Below are 18,426 nucleotides of genomic sequence, written 5' to 3'. Positions count from 1 at the left end.
GCATGAGCACCGTGAGCCACTATCGGACGCATGAAGCTTTCCGGGCTGCTGAGCCGCACCAACCACGAACTCCCCGGTGTCACGGGTGTCGCGCGGGTGGATCGGCGTGCGAGCGACCTGGTGCGGCGGATCAGCCCCGGCGACGTCGCCGTCTTCGACCTCGTCGACCTCGACCGGCGCACCGCGGAAGCGCTCGTCGCGGCCGAGGTGGTCGGTGTCGTGAACGCGTCACCGTCGATCTCAGGGCGTTTTCCCAACCTGGGACCGGAACTGCTGATCGAGGCGGGCATCCCGCTGATCGACAACGTCGGCGCTGTCGCGTTGCGGGAGATCAAGGACGGCACCAAGGTCCGGCTGCTCGACGGCGTCGTCTACGCCGGGGAACGCGAGCTCGCCAGGGGCACCGAGCAGAACGCCGAGAGCGTCGCCGACGCGATGATCGAGGCGAAGGCCGGCATGTCGGCGCAGCTGGAAGCGTTCTCCGCCAACACCATCGAGTTCCTCCGGCGCGAGAGGGCGCTCGTCCTCGACGGCGTCGGCGTGCCCGAGGTGTACGTGTCGATGCGCGACAGGCAGGTGCTCGTCGTCGCGGGCGGGCCGTCGCACGCCGAGGAGCTGCGCAAGCTCCGCAAGTACATCCGCGAGTACCGGCCGGTGCTGATCGGCGTCGACGCCGGCGCGGACACGCTGCTCGACGCCGGGCTCAAGCCGGACGTCGTCGTCGGCGACCCCGACGGCATCGGCACGGCGTCACTGCGCGCGGCCACCGAGGTGGTCGTCCCCGCGCAGGCCGACGGCCACGCGCCCGGCCTGCAACGCATCCAGGACCTCGGCATCGGCGCGGTGACGTTCCCCGCGTCGGGCAACGCCGAGGACCTCGCGTTGCTGCTCGCCGAAGCGCACGGGGCGTCCCTGGTCGTCACGGTGGGGCTGCGCGCGACGCTGCGCGAGTTCCTCGACCGCGGGCACTCCGGTTCCAACCCCTCCACGTTCCTCACCCGGCTGAAGCTCGGCAGCAAGCTCGTCGACGGGGAGGCCGTCGCGACACTGCACCGCAGCCGGGTCTCGCTGGGAGTGATCGTCCTGCTGGTGGCCGCCGCGATCGCCGCCATGGCCGCGGCGCTCGCGGTGTCCGGCGTCGGTCACGTCTACGTCGACATCGTGGTCGACGGCTGGCAATCCGTCGTCAACTGGTTCAAGGGGTTCTTCTCGTGATCACGCTGCGATACCACATAGTTTCGATCACCGCGGTGTTCCTCGCGCTCGCGGTGGGGGTCGTGCTGGGGTCGACCGCGATCAGCGGACGGCTGCTGTCAGGCCTGAGCGACGAGAAGAACTCGTTGGCACAACAGGTGAACGACCTGCAGAACGACCGCAACGCGTTGAACTCCAAGCTGACGGAGGCGGACGAGTTCGCCGCGTCCGTCGGGCCGCTCGCGGTCAAGGACCGGCTCACCGACCGCACGGTCGTCCTCGTCACGACCGCCGACGCGCGGCCGTCCGACCGGGACGCGGTGTCGGGCCTGCTGAAGTCCGCGGGTGCCACCGTCACCGGCGAGGTCCAGCTGACCGACGCGTTCTCCGACCCGTCCCGCGGCGACCAGCTGCGCGACCTCGTGGCACGGCTGCAGCCCGCCGGCTCGCAGCTGCCCACGGCCGCTGACCCCGGCACGCGCGCCGGTGGCCTGTTCGGGACGTTGTTGCTCCTCAACCCGTCCAACAACGAGCCGCAGGCCACGCAGGACGAGGCCGCCGCCGCACTCGCGGGGCTCTCCAACTCGGGCTTCGTGAAGGCGACCTCGGGAGTGAAGCCCGCGCAGCTCGCGATCGTGCTGACCGGCGGTGCCGCGGCGGGTGACTCGGCCGCCGACCGCGCGTCGACCGTCGCGCGCTTCGCGGCGCAGCTCGACCGCTCCGGCGCGGGCGTCGTGCTGGCGGGGGCGACCGGGTCGGCGAACGGCACCGGTGCCGTCGGCGTGATCCGCGCGGACACCGCCGCGACGTCGATCCTGTCCACGGTGGACAACTCCGACTCCCCGGCCGGCCAGGTCGTCGTGGTGATGGCGCTGCGCGAACAGCTGGAGGGCCGCTCCGGCCGTTACGGAGTCGCGGGCAACGCGGAGGCGTCCTCGCCCGGCGTCGCCGGTTAGCACTCGGTCGTCCAGTCGCCGGGGACCTGCTCGATCAGCAGGTCCAGCGCCTCCGGTGTGCGGGCGCGGGCCCACAGCCACTCGTCGGCGTCCTCGCGGACGATCACGTCGTCACCGGCGAACCACCGGGTGCCGGGACTGCGCAGCGTCAGCGTGGCGAACCGGTCGTGCAGCAGGGAGGTGTCCACCCCGGACATCTCCCTGTCGGCCGTCTCGGCCCCGTCGCGGAACAGCGCCTCCGACAGCACCATCTCCACGCACGCGAGGGAGAACCGGGGCAGCCACGCGTCCCAGCGCTCCTCCCTGCGGTCCACGAGGTCGAGCTTCATCAGGACCTCCGGGTCCTCGCCGTCCAGCGAGGCCCCCCACGCGGCGACGGACTGGTTCTCGTCGCGGAAGACCAGCACGCCGTCCTCGACCCGCAGCTCCGACAGCACGAGCAGGCGGTCCTGGTTGCTGGTCAGATCGGGGCGCTTGCCGAACAACGACAGCGCCTCCTTCACCGCCTCGGGAAGGCGCACCCCGAGCCGGTCCTCGGTCTCGGCGAGCTCCCGGCGGGTCCAGCCGTCCTGCGGCTCCAGCGGGTCCGCCCACGAGGCCGCGAATCCCTCGATGAAACGCCAGGCCGCTGAGCGGTCGTGCACGGCTCGTGCGGCTTCCCCTGCCACGTCGAAGGTCACGTGACGACGATTCCTGATCGGGTCCCGTGCCGGGGGAAGTTCACGAAACCCCTCGCTGGGCCGATCGGGTGATGTGATCTGCCGGGTCGTGGTGCGCTGTGTGACCGGCGGCGTGTTAGCGTTATGGCCCGTGGATAGGGGGATCTACCCCCACGATTTTCACGGGAGCCCCGTTGGTGCAGCAGGCACGTACGACCAAGCACGTCTTCGTCACGGGAGGCGTCGCCTCCTCCCTGGGCAAGGGGCTCACCGCCTCCAGCCTCGGCCAGTTGCTCACCTCGCGCGGCCTGCGGGTAACGATGCAGAAGCTCGACCCGTATCTGAACGTGGACCCCGGCACGATGAACCCGTTCCAGCACGGCGAGGTCTTCGTGACCGACGACGGCGCGGAGACGGACCTCGACATCGGCCACTACGAGCGGTTCCTCGCGCGGGACCTGAGCGGCGACGCGAACGTCACCACCGGCCAGGTGTACTCCGAGGTGATCGCCAAGGAGCGGCGCGGCGAGTACCTGGGCGACACGGTCCAGGTCATCCCGCACATCACGGACGAGATCAAGCGCCGCATCCGCGCGATGGCGGAGCCGGACGCCGACGGCGTCACGCCGGACGTCGTGATCACCGAGGTCGGCGGCACGGTCGGCGACATCGAGTCGCTGCCGTTCCTCGAGGCGTGCCGCCAGGTCCGCCACGACGTCGGCCGCGACAACGTCTTCTTCCTGCACGTCAGCCTGGTGCCGTACCTGGCGCCGTCCGGCGAGCTGAAGACCAAGCCCACGCAGCACTCCGTCGCGGCGCTGCGCAACATCGGCATCCAGCCCGACGCGATCGTGTGCCGCGCGGACCGGGAGATCCCGGACTCGCTGAAGCGCAAGATCGGCCTGATGTGCGACGTCGACACCGACGCCGTCGTCGCGGCCGTGGACGCGCCGTCGATCTACGACATCCCGAAGGTGCTGCACTCCGAGGGCCTCGACGCCTACGTCGTGCGCCGCCTCGACCTGCCGTTCCGCGACGTCGACTGGACGGTGTGGGGCGACCTGCTCGAGCGCGTGCACAACCCGTCCGAGACGGTGAAGATCGCGCTCGTCGGCAAGTACGTCGACCTGCCCGACGCCTACCTGTCGGTCACCGAGGCGCTGCGCGCGGGCGGGTTCGCGCACCACGCCAAGGTCGAGATCAAGTGGGTGCCGTCCGACGAGTGCCAGACGCCCGAGGGCGCGGCGCGTGCGCTGTCCGGCATGGACGCCGTGCTGATCCCCGGCGGGTTCGGCGTGCGCGGCATCGAGGGCAAGATCGGCGCGCTGAAGTACACCCGCACGCGCGGTGTGCCGACGCTGGGCCTGTGCCTCGGCCTGCAGTGCATGGTGATCGAGGCCGCGCGCAACCTCGCGGGCATCGAGGACGCCAACTCGAGCGAGTTCGAGGAGGGCGGCTCGCCGGTCATCTCGACGATGGCCGACCAGCAGGACGTCGTCGCCGGTCAGCGCGACATGGGTGGCACGATGCGGCTCGGCGCGTACGTCGCGAAGCTGACGCCGGGTTCGGTGGTCGCTCAGGCCTACGGTGCGACCGAGGTCTCCGAGCGCCACCGCCACCGCTACGAGGTCAACAACGCCTACCGCGCGAAGCTCGCCGACGCCGGCCTGGTGTTCTCCGGTGTGTCGCCGGACGGCCGCCTGGTCGAGTTCGTCGAGCTGCCGGCCGACGTGCACCCGTTCTACGCGGCCACGCAGGCGCACCCGGAGCTCAAGTCCCGTCCCACCAAGCCGCACCCGCTGTTCGCGGCGTTCGTGAAGGCCGCGATCGACTACCGGGTGGCCGACCGCCTCCCCCTGACCGCCGGAGCCGCCCAGTGACCTCCAGGCACGACTTCAGGACCGTCTCCAGCGAGGACGTGCACGTCGGGAAGATCCTGGCGCTGCGGGTCGACGAGGTGGAGATGCCCGGCGGTGGCACCGCGAAGCGCGAGATCGTCGAGCACACCGGCGCGGTCGCGGTCGTCGCGGTCGACGACGAGGGCCAGGTCACGCTGGTCCACCAGTACCGGCACGCGCTGGGCAGGCACCTGTGGGAGCTGCCCGCGGGCCTGCTCGACCACGAGGGCGAGCAGCCGGTGGTCGGCGCGCGGCGCGAGCTGGCCGAGGAGGTCGGGCTCGACGCGCAGCAGTGGCACGTGCTGGTCGACGTCGCCGCGTCGCCCGGTTTCACCGACGAGGTCGTGCGCGTGTTCCTGGCGCGGGAGCTGTCCGAGGTGGACCGCGACGTGCAGGGCGAGGAGGAGGCGGATCTGGAGGTCCACCGCTTCCCGATCGCCGAGGCGGTGTCGATGGTGCTCTCCGGCGAGATCGTCAACGCGTCCTCGGTCGCCGGCCTGCTCGCGGCCCGTGAGGTGCTCGACGGGCGGGCCGAGCCGCGTCCGGCCGACGCGCCTTTCCGCGACAAGCCGACCCGGTTCGTCGCGCGCGAGAAGTAGGTTGGGCTCATGCGGACGGTGAAGGGTGCCTTCTCACGGTTGAAGGCGCCCTTCGGCGTTCTCGCGGCGGGGGGCGCGGGCGCGGTGCTGCTGCTGTTCGTCGACCCGAACAAGCCCGGCAACCTGCTGCCCAAGTGCCCGTTCAACTGGCTGACGGGGCTCGACTGCCCCGGATGTGGTGCCACGCGCATGGTGCACGCGTTGCTGCACGGTGACGTCGTCAGCGCGTTCCACTACAACGCGGTGTTGCTCGCGTTGGGCGTCCCTCTGGCCGTGTGGCTGTTCGGGCGGTGGACGCGCGACAAGTGGACAGGAGACCGGCGATCCGTGCCGAAGTCGGTCGGTGTCGCCGTTCTCGTCGTTGCGGCTGTGTGGGGCGTGGGGCGAAACCTCGCGGGGATCTAGTCGCGCAGCTTGCGGCCCTGGGCGTCCGTGCCGCCGTTGACCAGGATGATGATCCCGTCGATCAACGACCAGATGCCGCAGCCACCACACGTCAGCAGCTGGGCGACGGCGATGCCCACGTGGCCGGTGTAGAAGCGGCCGATGCCCAGGTTGCCCAGGAACAGCTGCAGCACGCCCGCGGCGACCTTCGACTTGTCCGACAGCGGCACACCGGTGATCGGGTCGAAGCCGTACGGCGCGGCCGGGTTCGCGTAGCCCATGCCCGGCGGGACCATGCCGGGAGGCGGGCCGACGTACTGCTGGTGCGGCCCGGTGGGCGGCGGGTAGTACGCCTGCGTGGGCTGGGGCGGGAAGCCCGGAGGGGGCGGGGGCACGGCCGCGAACGGCACCGACGGCGGAGCGAGGAACGGCGGGTGCGGCTGCGGCAGGTCGCGGAACAGCTCCGCCAGCTCGTGGTACGACTGCGCGCCGGACGCGCGGTTCACCCTGTCCTGGTACTCCGAGATGTCGAGCCGCGCCATCGCGAAGTGGTCGTTGAGCGCGGTGATCGCTTCCTCGCGCTGCTGGTTGCCGATGCGCTGCTGCTCCGGCCCGAATGCTTCTGACACGGCTCAGCACGGTAGCCGATGCAGGAGATCGATATCGGGAATACGCTGCGACGATGCTGGTCGGTGTCCCAAAGGAGATCAAGAACCACGAGTACCGGGTGGCGATCACACCCGCCGGAGTGGTCGAGCTGCTGCGCCGGGGGCACGAGGTCGTGGTCGAACGGGACGCCGGCGCGGGCTCGTCGTTCCCCGACCACGAGTACACGGCGGCGGGCGCGCGCATCGCGTCGTCGGCGGACGAGGTGTGGGGTGCCGCCGAGGTGGTGCTGAAGGTCAAGGAACCGATCGAGCCCGAGTACCACCGCATGCGCCGCGGCCAGGTGCTCTTCACCTACCTGCATCTCGCGGCGAGCCCCGCGTGCACCAGGGCGATCGTGTCCTCCGGGATCACGGCCATCGCCTACGAGACCGTGCAGCTGCCGGACGGCTCGTTGCCGTTGCTGGCGCCGATGAGCGAGATCGCCGGGCGGATGGCGGCCCAGGTGGGCGCGCATTGCCTGGAGCGCGCGCAAGGTGGCCGAGGGGTGCTGTTGGGAGGTGCGCCGGGCGTGGCCGCGGGCAAGGTCGCGGTGATCGGCGCGGGTGTGGCGGGGATGAACGCGGCGACGATGGCCGTCGGCATGCAGGCCGAGGTGATCGTGCTCGACACCAACGTCAACCGGTTGCGGCAGATCGACTTCACCTACCGCGGGCATCTGCAGACGATCGCGTCGAACGTCTACGAGGTCGACAAGGCGTGCCGCTGGGCGGATCTCGTCGTCGGTGCCGTGCTGGTGCCGGGTGCGAAGGCGCCGAAGCTCGTCAGCAACGAGCTGGTGTCCCGGATGCGTCCGGGGAGCGTGCTCGTGGACATCGCGATCGATCAAGGTGGCTGCTTCGAGGATTCGCGGCCGACGACACACGACGCGCCGACGTACCGTGTGCACGACTCCGTGTTCTACTGCGTTGCGAACATGCCGGGTGCGGTGCCGAACACGTCGACCTACGCGCTGACGAACGTGACGTTGCCGTACGTGATCGCGTTGGCGGACAAGGGTTTCGACGGTGCCGTGGCATCGGATCCGGCGCTGGCGAAGGGTGTCAACGTGCGTGAAGGGGAGATCGTGCTGGAAGGGCTGGAGTGATCCAGAGAGCGGTCACGGACCTGGTGGCGACCTACCTCGACCATCTCGCCGTGGAACGCGGCACCGCTCGCAACACGCTCGACTCCTACACCCGGGATCTGCGCCGGTACACCGAACACCTGGAGTCCATCGGTGTGACGGATCTGGGCGCTGTGACCGAAACGCACGTGAGCGAGTTCCTCGCGGCGTTGCGCGAAAGCGGGCTCGCGGCGTCGTCGGCCGCACGGACGTTGGTTGCCGTGCGGGGGTTGCACCGCTTCGCACACCGTGAAGGCGTTGTGTCCCATGACGTCGCACGGGCCGTGCATCCGCCTTCGCCACCCAAGAGGCTCCCGAAAGCCTTACCTGTCAACGATGTGCTGACCCTGCTCGAAAGTACGGGAAACCTCAGGGACAAGGCGCTGCTGGAGCTGCTGTACTCGACGGGAGCGCGGATCTCCGAGGTGGTGGGGCTGGACGTCGACGACATCGACGCTTCCGAGCGGACGGTGGTGCTGGACGGGAAGGGAGGCAAACAAAGGCTGGTGCCGGTGGGCAGGCCCGCGTTGGCGGCGGTCGACGCGTACCTGGTTCGAGCGCGCCCCGCGCTGGCGGCCAAGGGGCGTGGCACGCCCGCGTTGTTCTTGAACGCGCGTGGCGGACGGCTTTCGCGGCAGAGCGCGTGGACCGTTCTGAAGACGGCGGCGGAGGGGGCCGGGATCACGGCGGCCGTGTCACCCCACACGTTGCGACATTCGTTCGCCACCCATCTGTTGGAAGGGGGTGCTGACGTTCGGGTGGTGCAAGAACTTCTCGGGCACGCCTCGGTTACGACCACTCAGGTGTACACACTGGTAACCGTTACGACTTTGAGGGAGGTCTACGCAACTGCACACCCTCGGGCCACTGGAACATGAGGCTTCCACGGGTACGGTGGGCAGGTGCCGAACTTGGACGAGCCGTCCCCACAGGCCATTGATCTAGCCGCTGTGCTGCACGCGCTGAGCGACCCGACACGGCTCGCGGTCGTTCGCCAGATCCAGTCGAGCGGGGAGAGGCTGTGCGGGGCCTTCGAGGTCGACGTCGCGAAGTCGACCCTTTCCCAGCACCTGCGCGTGTTGCGCGAAGCGGGCATCACACGAACACGCTGCCGCGGCAACCAGCGCTGGGTCTCACTGCGCCGCGATGACCTGGACCTTCTCTTCCCCGGTCTGCTGGACGTGGTGCTCTCGGCGGTGGATCGGCGCACACGAACGGATGTCGCGGTCTAACCAGGTCTTGACAGCGACACTCCGATCCCCAAAACATTCGTCCCGCCCCCACCGGCACCGGCGAGGCGCGTTGCCGCTCGCACGGGTGCGGCCTACGCTGCGCCCGGAGAGACGACCACGACCAGTGAGGGACCGCCAGCCATGTCGACACCGGAGCACGCTTTCGCGCCCCGTGCCGACCTGAACCTGGCCCCGCACGCCGCGCCGGTGGACGACGTCGCCCACGAGCAGACCGACGGCATCGGCCCGACCGGCCGCCCGCGCCGCCACATCCCGGATCCGCCGCCGTTGCTGCACCACGGCCCGGCGAAGATCCTCGCGATCTGCAACCAGAAGGGCGGCGTCGGCAAGACGACGACGACCATCAACCTGGGCGCGGCGCTGGCCGAGTACGGCAGACGCGTGCTGCTCGTCGACTTCGACCCGCAGGGCGCGCTGTCCGTGGGCCTCGGCGTGCACCCGCACCAGCTGGAAACCACGATCTACAACGTCATCATGGAGAACCACACCGCCGTTCCCGACGTCATCCGCAAGACCATGATCGACGAGATGGACCTGCTGCCGAGCAACATCGACCTGTCGGCGGCGGAGATCCAGCTGGTGTCGGAGGTGGGCCGCGAGCACACGCTCGTGCGCACCCTCCGTCCCGTCATCGAGCACTACGACTACGTGCTGGTCGACTGTCAGCCCTCGCTCGGCCTGCTCACGGTGAACGCCCTCGCGGCCGCGGACGGTGTGCTGATCCCGCTGGAGTGCGAGTTCTTCTCGCTGCGCGGGGTGGCGCTGCTCATCGACACCATCGAGAAGGTCAAGGAACGCTTGAACCCCAAGCTCGACATCACCGGCATCCTCGCCACGATGTACGACCCGCGCACGCTGCACTCGCGCGAGGTCATGGCCCGTGTCGTGGAGGCGTTCGGCGAGATCGTGTTCGACTCGGTCATCAACCGCACGGTGCGCTTCCCGGAGACCACCGTGGCCGGCGAGCCGATCACCCGCTGGGCACCCCGCTCCTCGGGCGCCAACGCGTACCGCGCGCTGGCCCGCGAGGTGATCGCCCGGTGACCCGTCGCCCCACACTGCCGGGCGCGGCCGAGCTGTTCCGCTCGACCGCCGCACCCGTTCCCGGCCCCGTCGACCCGCCCGTGCAGCGCCGCGGTTCCGGCCGGACCAAGCACACCACGAAGATCACGGTGTACGTGTCCGACGAGGAGCTGCTGGCGCTGGAGCAGGCGCGGCTGTCGTTGCGCGCCTCGCACGGGCTCGGCGTCGACCGCGGGCGCGTGGTGCGCGAGGCGATCGCCATCGTGCTGGACGACCTGGAGACGCTCGGCGACGAGTCGTTGCTGGTACGCAGGTTGCGCGAGCAGTGACGGAGGACGTTCCCGCCGACGTCGTCCCCGCGCAGGCCCCTGCTCCTGACGACGGCAAGTTCAAGGTCAAGCTCACGAACTTCGAGGGGCCGTTCGACCTGCTGCTGCAGCTGATCTCGCAGCACACGCTCGACGTGACCGAGGTGGCGCTGCACACGGTCACCGACGACTTCATCGCGCACATCCGCGGCATGGGCGACAAGTGGGACCTCGACGAGACCACCGAGTTCCTGGTCATCGCCGCGACCCTGCTGGACCTGAAGGCCGCGCGCCTGCTGCCCACCGGTGACGTCGAGGACGAGGACGACCTGGCGCTGCTGGAGGCGCGGGACCTGCTCTTCGCCCGGTTGCTGCAGTACCGGGCGTACAAGCAGGTCGCGGCCCTGTTCGCCGAGCTGGAACAGGGCGCGTTCCGCCGCTACCCGCGGTCGGTGTCCCTGGAGCCGCGCTTCGAGGGGCTGCTGCCCGAGGTGATGCTCGGCGTGACGCCGCACAAGTTCGCGCTGGTCGCGGCCGCCGCCTTCCGGCCGAAGGAGAAGCGCACCCTGTCGGTCGCGCACATCCACCAGCACCGGGTGTCGATCCGCGAGACGGCGGACGTGCTGCGCGCGTTGCTGATCGAACGCGGCACGGCCTCGTTCGCCGAGATCGTCGCCGACTGCACCGAGACGATGGAGGTCGTGGCGCGGTTCCTGGCGCTGCTGGAGCTGTACCGGGAGAAGTCGCTGGCCTTCGAGCAGGAGGACCCGCTCGGGCCGCTGCAGGTGACGTGGGTCGGCGGGACGTTGGAGCAGGCGCAGGTGCCGGTGCGCGCCGGCGACGAGGATGAGGACTACGGCGGATGAGCGAGCCACTGGTGGGACCGGACGCGGCGGAGATCGCGAAGCCGGGACCGGCGTTCGACGGGGGCGGCACGGCCGCCGAGCCGGTGGCCGGCGCTGACGGCGCTGCGGAGGCTGGCGCTGACGGGGCTGCGGAGGCTGGAACGGCGGTCCCGCCCCCAGGTTCCAGTCTATCGGCCGGCACCGACGAAAACGGCGCGGCGGACGTCGAGCCTGTGGACGGCTCCGCCGCGGAACCCGGCGCCGTTGCCGACGCCGTCGACGCCGCTGACGCCGCCGCCCTCGAGACCCAGCTCCTCGCCGCCGCCCCCGAGGAGGTCATCGAGGACAGCGGTCTGCCCGACCTCAGCGACGACGCGACGTTCGAGGCGGCGATCGAGTCGGTGCTGCTCGTCGTCGACAGTCCGATCGCGGAAGACCAGCTCAGCAGTGCACTCGAGCAGCCGGTGAGGAGGATCAAGGCGGCACTCCGTACACTTTCCACCCGGTACACCGAGTCCGGCAGTGGCATCGACCTGCGCAGGGCGGGAGACGGCTGGCGGTTCTACACGCGGGACCGGTTCGCCCCGTTCGTGGAGAAGCTGCTGCTCGACGGCCAGCGCGCGAAACTCACCCGCGCTGCCCTGGAGACGCTCGCGGTGATCGCCTACCGGCAGCCCGTCACGCGGGCGCGGATCGCGGCGGTGCGCGGCGTCAACGTCGACGGAGTGATCCGGACCCTGGTCGCACGGGGGCTCATCGAGGAGACGGGCACCGACAGCGACACAGGTGGGATCCTGTACCGCACGACCGAACTGTTCCTGGAGCGGTTGGGGCTGTCGTCGCTGAGCGACCTGCCGCCAATCGCCCCGCTGCTGCCCGAAGTGGATGCGATCGACGATGTCTGAGAACGAGGGCGTGCGCCTGCAGAAGGTGCTCGCGCAGGCGGGGATCGCCTCCCGCCGCGCGTCCGAGGAGCTGATCGACCAGGGCCGCGTCCAGGTCGACGGCGAGGTCGTGCGCGAGCAGGGGCGGCGGATCGACCCCGAGACCGCTGTCGTGCACGTCGACGGGGTGCGGGTGCAGATCCGCGAGGACGTCGTCACGATCGCGCTCAACAAGCCGTACGGGATGCTCTCCACGATGGAGGACGACCTGGGCCGGCCGTGCGTCGGCGACCTGGTGCGCAACCGCGCGGAGCGGCTGTTCCACGTCGGGCGCCTCGACGCCGAGACCGAGGGGCTGCTGCTGCTCACCAACGACGGCGAGCTCGCGCACCGGCTGATGCACCCGAGCTACAACGTCAAGAAGACCTACCTCGCCGAGGTGCCGGGCCCGGTCGAGAAGGGGCTCGGCAAGAAGCTGAAGGCGGGCGTCGAGCTCGACGACGGCCCGGTGAAGGTCGACTCGTTCAAGATGATCAGCGCGGTGCCCGGCAAGGCGCTCGTCGAGGTCGTGCTGCACGAGGGCCGCAAGCACATCGTCCGCCGCCTGCTGGAGCACGTCGGCTACCCGGTGCAGTCGCTGGTGCGCGTCGCCGTCGGTGACGTGTCGCTCGGCAACCAGCGGCCCGGCTCCATGCGCGTGCTGAACCGCCAGGAAGTCGGCGGCCTGTACAAGCTCGTCGGTCTCTGACCCGAGAACTCGAAGATTCGAAGAAGGCCGTGGGCGGCGCACGCGCCACCCACGGCCGCACCGGCGCCGGTTCGGGGCGAGAGCACCGGGTCTTCCCCGTGGGATGAGCACCACGTTAGGGCGAACGGGTTGTTCACGGTCAGGCGTTGGCCGCTGAACAAGGTTCTCTGAACAATGACGGGGTGCCGAGACGGGAACGCCCTCTCGACGAGGGCGAGAGCGGTCTCCTGCGGTTCGCGGCGGACCTGCGCCGGCTGCGGGAGCGCGCAGGCAGCCCCACCTACCGGGAGCTCAGCCGGCGGGCGCACTACTCGGCCGCGGCGCTGTCGGAGGCGGCCGGCGGGCGGAAGCTGCCCAGCCTCGCGGTGACGAAGGCCTACGCCAAGGCGTGCGACGGCGACCCGGAGGAGTGGGCGCGGCGCTGGCGGGCGGTCGCGGAGAGCGAACCGCACGCGGAGAACGGCAGTCCGTACGTCGGGCTCGCGATGTTCCAGCCCGACGACGCGCCGAAGTTCTTCGGGCGCGAGCGGTTGACGGTGGAGCTGCTCACCACGAAGAACCGCTTCACCGGCGTGTTCGGGCCATCGGGCGTGGGGAAGTCGTCTCTCCTGCGAGCCGGGCTGATCGCTCGCACCAAGGGGCCGGTCCTGCTGTTCACGCCCGGCGCGGATCCGGTGGAGGAGTGCGCGGTCGCCCTCGCCCGCCTCACCGGCCGGGACGCGGTCGAGCTCGCCGCGGAACTGGCCGACCCGCGGCAGCTCCGCCGCCACCACGGACACCTGGTGGTCGTGGACCAGTTCGAAGAGCTGTTCACGTTGTGCCGCGACGAAGAGCTGCGCACGTGGCTCATCACGGCGCTGAACGGCTGCGCCAAGGTCGTCATCGGCGTGCGCGCCGACTACTACGGCCACTGCGCGCGGCACCCCGAGCTGGTCGAGGCCCTCGAAAGCGCCCAGCTCCTCGTGGGTCCCATGACACCGGACGAGCTGCGCCTCGCCATCACCGAACCCGCGGCCGCCGCCGGCGCCAAGGTCGAGACCGCGTTGCTGGCCCGGCTGATGGCCGACGCGGTGGGGCAGGCCGCGGTGCTGCCGTTGCTGTCGCACGCGCTCGCCGAGACCTGGCAGCACCGCCGCGGCATGACGCTGACCCTCGCGGGCTACGAGGAGGTCGGCGGACTCGACCACGCCGTCGCCCGCACGGCGCAGGAGGTCTATGACGGGCTGTCCCCACGGCAGCAGGCGCAGGCCAAGGAGATCCTGCTCCGGCTCGTGACGGCGGAGGGCACGAAACGCCGGGCCCGCAGGCACGAGCTCGAAGCCGACGAGGAGGTGCTGTTCGCGCTGGCCGCGGCACGGCTCGTCGTCATCGGCCGCGACGGCGTCGAGCTCGCGCACGAGGCGCTGGTCCGCGGCTGGCCCGCGTTGCACGGCTGGGTCGAGGAGGAGCGCGAGAACATCAGGGCCCAGCGCGAGCTCACGCACGCCGTGCGGACGTGGGAGGCGCTCGACCGGGACGCGGGCGCGCTGTACCGCGGCCGCCGGCTCGCCACCGTTCCCCCCGGCCTCGCCCTGAACTCGCGGGAACGGGCGTTCCTCGCCGCAAGCCGTGCCGCCGAGGAGGAGATCTCCGCCACCGCGCGAAGACGCACCCGCCGCCAACGCCAGCTGCTCGCCGCACTGGCCGCGCTCGCGGTCGTCGCCGCCGGCACCACCGTTTTCGCGTTGCGGGCGGGCAAGACCGCCGACGAGCAACGCACCAACGCCGCCGTCCTGAAAGCCGTGGGGGAGGCCGCCGCCCTGCGTCCCACGAACCCCGCCCTCGCCCAGCAGGTCGCGCTCGCCGCCTACCGCCTGGTGCCGTTGTCCCAGGCTCGCAACGGGCTGCGGCAGGAGGACGTGCCGTCGCAGGTGCTGCGCGAGGCCCAGTCCGAGGTCACCGCGCTCGTCGTCGGCCCGACCCGGCAGCAGGTCGTCACCGGTCACCGCGACGGCACGGTCGGGGTGACCGGGCTCGACGACCTGCCTGCCCCGCGCACGTTCCACGAGGCCACCAGGCACACGGGCGCCGTCACGGCCCTGGCGATGGACTCGACCGGCAGCCTGGTCGCCTCCGCCGGTGACGACGCCGCCGTCCACGTCGTCGACGTCTCCCTCGGCAAACCGCGCGAGCTGGCCGTGCTCCCCGCACGCGCCACCGCGATCGCCTGGCAGGGCACCACCCTCGTCACGACCGACGACGACGGCGCGCTGAGCTTCTGGACCGACCTGCGCCGCGAACGCCCGCGCCTCGTCACCACGGCCCAGCTCGGTCTCGGCCCGCTGGCGGGGATGGCCTTCCGCCCCGACGGCAGGGTGCTCGCCGCCGTCACGACCGGTCGCGCCGTGCACCTCGTCGACGTGGCCGATCCGGGCGGCGCCAGGGTGCTGTCCCTGACGAAGCAGTTCGCGGGCGAAGCCCGGTTCGGGGGCGACGCGCTCCTCATGACCACCGCCGGCAGCGCGGTCCACCTGTGGGACGTCAGCGACCCGCGCACGCCCGTCCCGCGCGCCGAGATCCCGTCCGGTGGCGCCGGGATCACCTCGGCCTGGCTCGGCGCGGACCGCGTCGCGGTGGCGACCGACGACGGGCTCGTGCGGCTCTGGCAGCTGGGACCGGGGGAGCCGGTCGAGCAGGCCCTGCTGCGCGGTCACGCCGGGCCGGTCGCGGCGGTCGGGCTGACGCCACGGGGCGACGAGGTCGTCACGGGTGGCGCGGACAGGGCGGTGCGGCTGTGGGACGTCGACCCGCGCGACCCCGCGGTGCGGATCTGCGAGCAGGCCGTCCCGAGGATGACCAGCGCCGAGTGGCAGCGGTACTTCGGCGATCTCGCGTTCACGCCGCCGTGCCGTGACTGAACGAGGGTGACCGATCACGAAGCGGACACCCGGATGGCGACTGGTTAGCGGGCCGTTAGACGGCGGGCGAACCTCTGGTGGACAATCCCGCCAGGAGGCGGCATGCCACGAGGGGAACGACCGCTGGGTCCTGAGGACACCGCGTTGCTGCGGTTCGCCGGTGACCTGCGCAGACTGCGTGACCAGGCAGGCAAACCGAGCTACCGCGAGCTGGCCGGGCGTGCGAACTACTCGCCGACCGCGTTGTCCGACGCGGCCGGGGGTCGGAAGCTGCCGTCACTGGCTCTGACGCTCGCGTTCGTGAAGGCGTGCGAGGCCGACCCCGCGCCGTGGGCGAAGCGCTGGCGTGAGCTCGCCGCCGAGCACATGCAGCCGTCGCACCCCGACGCCCCGTACCCCGGCGCCGAACCGTTCACCGAGGCCGACGCGAAGCGGTACTTCGGGCGTGAGCACCTCGTCGAGCAGATCGCCGGCTCGGCCAGGTCGAAGCCCCTCACCCTCGTCCTCGGCGCCTCCGGGTCTGGCAGGACGTCGTTGCTGCACGCGGGTGTGAAGCCCGCGCTCGACGACGCCGTGGTGGTCACCCCGGAGCACGACGACCCGCTCGACGACCTGGCCGAGGCACTCGCCGGCGTCTTCGGCGACACCACGGCCGGTGCGCTCGCGGCCGAGCTCCGGCAGGACCCCGACCACCTCCGGCTGAGGATCCGCCAGCACCGCCCCGGTCTCGTCCTGCTCGTCGACGACGCCGAGAAGGCACTCGGCTCCGACGGGTTCGTCTCCGCCGTGACGCGCTGCCCGCACGTGGTCCTCGCCGTCCGCGCGGACCAGCGGCAGCGCTGCCTCGACAGGGGCCTCGCCGGCAGGGAGATCACCGTCGAGCCGATGAGCGCGGACCAGCTGCGCCGCGCGATCACCGAGCCCGCCGCCCGGATCGGCGCCACCGTCGAGACCGCCGTCATCGCCCAGCTGGTCGCCGACGCCGCGAACCGGCACGCGCTGCCGCTGGTGCAGCAGGCGCTCGTCGAGACGTGGCGGCGCAAGCGCGGCATGACGCTGTCGCTGGCCGGGTTCGAGGAGTCCGGCGGCGTCGGGCACGTCGTCGTGCGCGCCGCGGAGGAGCTCTTCGAAGGACTCGCCGAGGACGACCGCCGTGCGGCCAGAGGAGTTTTCCTGAGGCTCGTCTCCTTGCAGCGCAACGGACTCGCGCGCCGCAGGACCCGCAGGCTGGACGCCGAACCGCACCTGCTGGACCTGCTCGCCAAGGCCAGGCTCGTGACGCTCGCCGACGACGGGGCCGAGCTCAGCCACGACGCGCTGCTGCGCTGGCCGAGGCTCGCGGGGTGGATCGACGAGGAGCGCGACAACCTCGGGACCCACGAGCAGCTCGTCACCGCGATGGAGCTGTGGGAGGCGAGCGACCGCGACCCGCTCGCCCTGTACCGGGGCACGCGCCTGCGCAAGGCCAAGGAGCTCGGCGAGTTCTTGACGGTCCAGGAGCGCAGGTTCGTCGACATCAGCACCAGGCGCGAGACCCGCCGTTCGACGGCGTTGATCGCCGTCATGGCCGTGCTGATCGCACTGGTGCCCGGCACCGTCGTCTACGCGCTGTCCAACGAGCGCAAGCTCACCGAGGCGCACGACAGGGAGCTCGGCGGCAAGGCGATCTCCGAGTCCGAGGCGCTGATGGAGCAGCGCCGGCCGTACGCGGACAAGTACGCGCTGGTCGGCTACAAGGTCAACCCGTCGCCCGAGGCGGAGAAGGTGCTGCGGCTGGCCTACGCGGTCGCGCGCGGAATCCCGTTCACCGGCACGCCGAAGGACGACGCGGACGTGCTCGTGGCGCCGCGCGGCGAGATGGCGGCGGTGACCGACGACGACGGCACCGACCGGATGTGGAGCATCGACGCGGACCGCGCGACGCCCGGCAGGAAGTTCGCCGACCACCACCGCGTCGTGAAGTTCGCCGAACGCCGTGCCATCACGAGGGACAACACAGGACGTGAGCACCTGTGGGCTGTCAACGACGCCAACGACATCACCTACCTGGCCGCGTTGCCGGACCGGTTCAGGACGCTCGACCTCAGCGCGGACGGCTCGCGCGTCGCCGGCAAGATCGGGGACGCGGCCGACGTCGGGCTGCCGACGCCGGACGAGACCGAGCACGCGGAGCTGTTCGACCTCAGCGACCCGCGCTCTCCCCGCGAGCTGCCGATGCCGGTGCGCGACCCCGAGACCATCGCGCTGAGCCAGGACGGCCGCGAGCTCGCGACCGCAGTCTGGGACGCGGCCGCGGGCATCACGACGATCGAGTTCTGGCGCATCGGCGGCACCGTCGAACGCGCCGGGCCGGCGTTGACGCAGCAGGTCTACGTCCGCGGCATCACCTACAGCGGCAACGGCCGGTGGCTGGCCGTGGAGCACTCACCCGAGTCCGTCGTGGAGGTGTGGCAACGCGTGCCCAGCGGTACGCCCGTGCTGCGCGCACGGCTCGACAGCGCGTTGCGGTACGGCGCCCGTGTCACGTTCTCCGACAACGACCTCATCGCCGTCGTGCGCGACAACACCTTCGAGGTGCAGCGGCTCTACACGTCCTCCGACCGCGCGCCGGACCGGCTCGTGTACGTCGTCGGGCACGGCAACTCGACACGGGCGGTGTACCGGCCGCAGTACGGCGACTTCCTCGTGCGCAGCGGGGGACAGGACCCCGAGCTGCTGCCGTACGACCTCGACAGCGGGCACATCATCAAGAAGATGTGTGAAAAAGACGGCGCGAGGCTCACGGACTCCGAATGGGTGAAGAGCTTCGGCGAAGTGGAGCGCGTGGAGGTCTGCTGAACCGCCGTGGTGTGCCGGAAGCAACCCGAAGTTGAGCAAACACGCATTGTGAAGCCGAGGTCCACTCTCTAGGGTGACCGAGTGCGTGCGTTCACAAGGGGAATTCTCGGCATTGCCGGATTTCTCGTGCTGTGGGAGCTCCTCGGACGCTCCCCCCTCCTTCCAGCTG

Annotated in this window: 17 protein-coding genes; 15 read left to right on the top strand and 2 right to left on the bottom strand. The window is 71.0% G+C overall.

Going from position 1 to position 18,426, the window contains the following annotated elements; all coding sequences use genetic code 11:
• The first annotated feature begins 30 nt into the window (after positions 1–30).
• Complete coding sequence (gene steA / locus VM306_RS35645) at positions 31–1,215, top strand: putative cytokinetic ring protein SteA (RefSeq protein WP_325522866.1); 1,185 nt, start codon at positions 31–33, stop codon at positions 1,213–1,215.
• A complete protein-coding gene (locus VM306_RS35640; protein ID WP_325522864.1) occupies positions 1,212–2,150 on the top strand; it encodes a copper transporter in 939 nt (312 codons plus the stop codon). The genes steA and VM306_RS35640 overlap by 4 nt, the downstream gene beginning before the upstream one ends.
• Here the strand turns inward: VM306_RS35640 and VM306_RS35635 are convergent.
• Positions 2,147–2,830 carry a hypothetical protein gene (locus VM306_RS35635; RefSeq protein WP_325522862.1) on the bottom strand — a complete coding sequence of 228 codons (684 nt, stop codon included), beginning with the start codon at positions 2,828–2,830 and terminating at the stop codon, positions 2,147–2,149. The two genes, VM306_RS35640 and VM306_RS35635, sit on opposite strands and share 4 nt — an antisense overlap.
• A gap of 176 nt (positions 2,831–3,006) precedes the next feature.
• On the opposite strand from VM306_RS35635, the gene VM306_RS35630 reads away from it, so the two are divergent.
• Genes VM306_RS35630 through VM306_RS35620 form a run of 3 tightly spaced genes read left to right on the top strand, consistent with a single transcriptional unit; the run spans position 3,007 to position 5,711 of the window.
• Positions 3,007–4,689, top strand: coding sequence for a CTP synthase (locus VM306_RS35630; RefSeq protein WP_414672495.1), 1,683 nt, complete (start codon positions 3,007–3,009; stop codon positions 4,687–4,689).
• Complete coding sequence (locus VM306_RS35625; RefSeq protein WP_325522859.1) at positions 4,686–5,306, top strand: NUDIX hydrolase; 621 nt, start codon at positions 4,686–4,688, stop codon at positions 5,304–5,306. The genes VM306_RS35630 and VM306_RS35625 overlap by 4 nt, the downstream gene beginning before the upstream one ends.
• A gap of 9 nt (positions 5,307–5,315) precedes the next feature.
• Positions 5,316–5,711, top strand: a complete 396-nt coding sequence (locus VM306_RS35620) for a DUF2752 domain-containing protein (protein WP_325522856.1) — start codon at positions 5,316–5,318, stop codon at positions 5,709–5,711.
• Here VM306_RS35620 and VM306_RS35615 read toward each other — a convergent pair.
• On the bottom strand, positions 5,708–6,319 hold the full coding sequence (locus VM306_RS35615; RefSeq protein WP_325522854.1) for an NINE protein: 612 nt from the start codon (positions 6,317–6,319) through the stop codon (positions 5,708–5,710). The genes VM306_RS35620 and VM306_RS35615 overlap by 4 nt on opposite strands.
• A gap of 53 nt (positions 6,320–6,372) precedes the next feature.
• On the opposite strand from VM306_RS35615, the gene ald reads away from it, so the two are divergent.
• The 10 genes from ald (at position 6,373) to VM306_RS35565 (ending at position 18,257) form a co-directional block, all read left to right on the top strand.
• Positions 6,373–7,443 carry an alanine dehydrogenase gene (gene ald / locus VM306_RS35610; protein WP_325522852.1) on the top strand — a complete coding sequence of 357 codons (1,071 nt, stop codon included), beginning with the start codon at positions 6,373–6,375 and terminating at the stop codon, positions 7,441–7,443.
• Between the two features lie 20 nt (positions 7,444–7,463).
• Positions 7,464–8,339: a site-specific tyrosine recombinase XerD gene (gene xerD, locus VM306_RS35605; protein ID WP_325522885.1), complete on the top strand. Its 876-nt coding sequence runs from the start codon at positions 7,464–7,466 to the stop codon at positions 8,337–8,339.
• A gap of 72 nt (positions 8,340–8,411) precedes the next feature.
• Positions 8,412–8,693 carry an ArsR/SmtB family transcription factor gene (locus VM306_RS35600; protein WP_325522850.1) on the top strand — a complete coding sequence of 94 codons (282 nt, stop codon included), beginning with the start codon at positions 8,412–8,414 and terminating at the stop codon, positions 8,691–8,693.
• 141 nt (positions 8,694–8,834) lie between these two features.
• Positions 8,835–9,758 carry a ParA family protein gene (locus VM306_RS35595; RefSeq protein WP_325522848.1) on the top strand — a complete coding sequence of 308 codons (924 nt, stop codon included), beginning with the start codon at positions 8,835–8,837 and terminating at the stop codon, positions 9,756–9,758.
• On the top strand, positions 9,755–10,066 hold the full coding sequence (locus tag VM306_RS35590; protein ID WP_325522846.1) for a hypothetical protein: 312 nt from the start codon (positions 9,755–9,757) through the stop codon (positions 10,064–10,066). The genes VM306_RS35595 and VM306_RS35590 overlap by 4 nt, the downstream gene beginning before the upstream one ends.
• Positions 10,063–10,911: a segregation/condensation protein A gene (locus VM306_RS35585; protein ID WP_325522844.1), complete on the top strand. Its 849-nt coding sequence runs from the start codon at positions 10,063–10,065 to the stop codon at positions 10,909–10,911. The genes VM306_RS35590 and VM306_RS35585 overlap by 4 nt, the downstream gene beginning before the upstream one ends.
• Complete coding sequence (scpB, locus tag VM306_RS35580; protein WP_325522842.1) at positions 10,908–11,795, top strand: SMC-Scp complex subunit ScpB; 888 nt, start codon at positions 10,908–10,910, stop codon at positions 11,793–11,795. Before VM306_RS35585 ends, scpB begins: the two co-directional genes overlap by 4 nt.
• A complete protein-coding gene (locus tag VM306_RS35575; RefSeq protein ID WP_325522840.1) occupies positions 11,788–12,522 on the top strand; it encodes a pseudouridine synthase in 735 nt (244 codons plus the stop codon). Before scpB ends, VM306_RS35575 begins: the two co-directional genes overlap by 8 nt.
• Before the next feature lie 182 nt (positions 12,523–12,704).
• A complete protein-coding gene (locus VM306_RS35570) occupies positions 12,705–15,419 on the top strand; it encodes an XRE family transcriptional regulator (RefSeq protein ID WP_325522838.1) in 2,715 nt (904 codons plus the stop codon).
• Between the two features lie 102 nt (positions 15,420–15,521).
• Positions 15,522–18,257 carry a hypothetical protein gene (locus tag VM306_RS35565; protein WP_325522836.1) on the top strand — a complete coding sequence of 912 codons (2,736 nt, stop codon included), beginning with the start codon at positions 15,522–15,524 and terminating at the stop codon, positions 18,255–18,257.
• Positions 18,258–18,426: the final 169 nt, after the last annotated feature.

The organism is Lentzea sp. (assembly GCF_035525475.1).
In the GTDB taxonomy this organism is placed as follows: Bacteria; Actinomycetota; Actinomycetes; order Mycobacteriales; family Pseudonocardiaceae; genus Lentzea.
The sequence above is the reverse complement of the archived record's forward strand: the minus strand, read 5'-3'. Positions and strand labels throughout refer to the sequence as shown.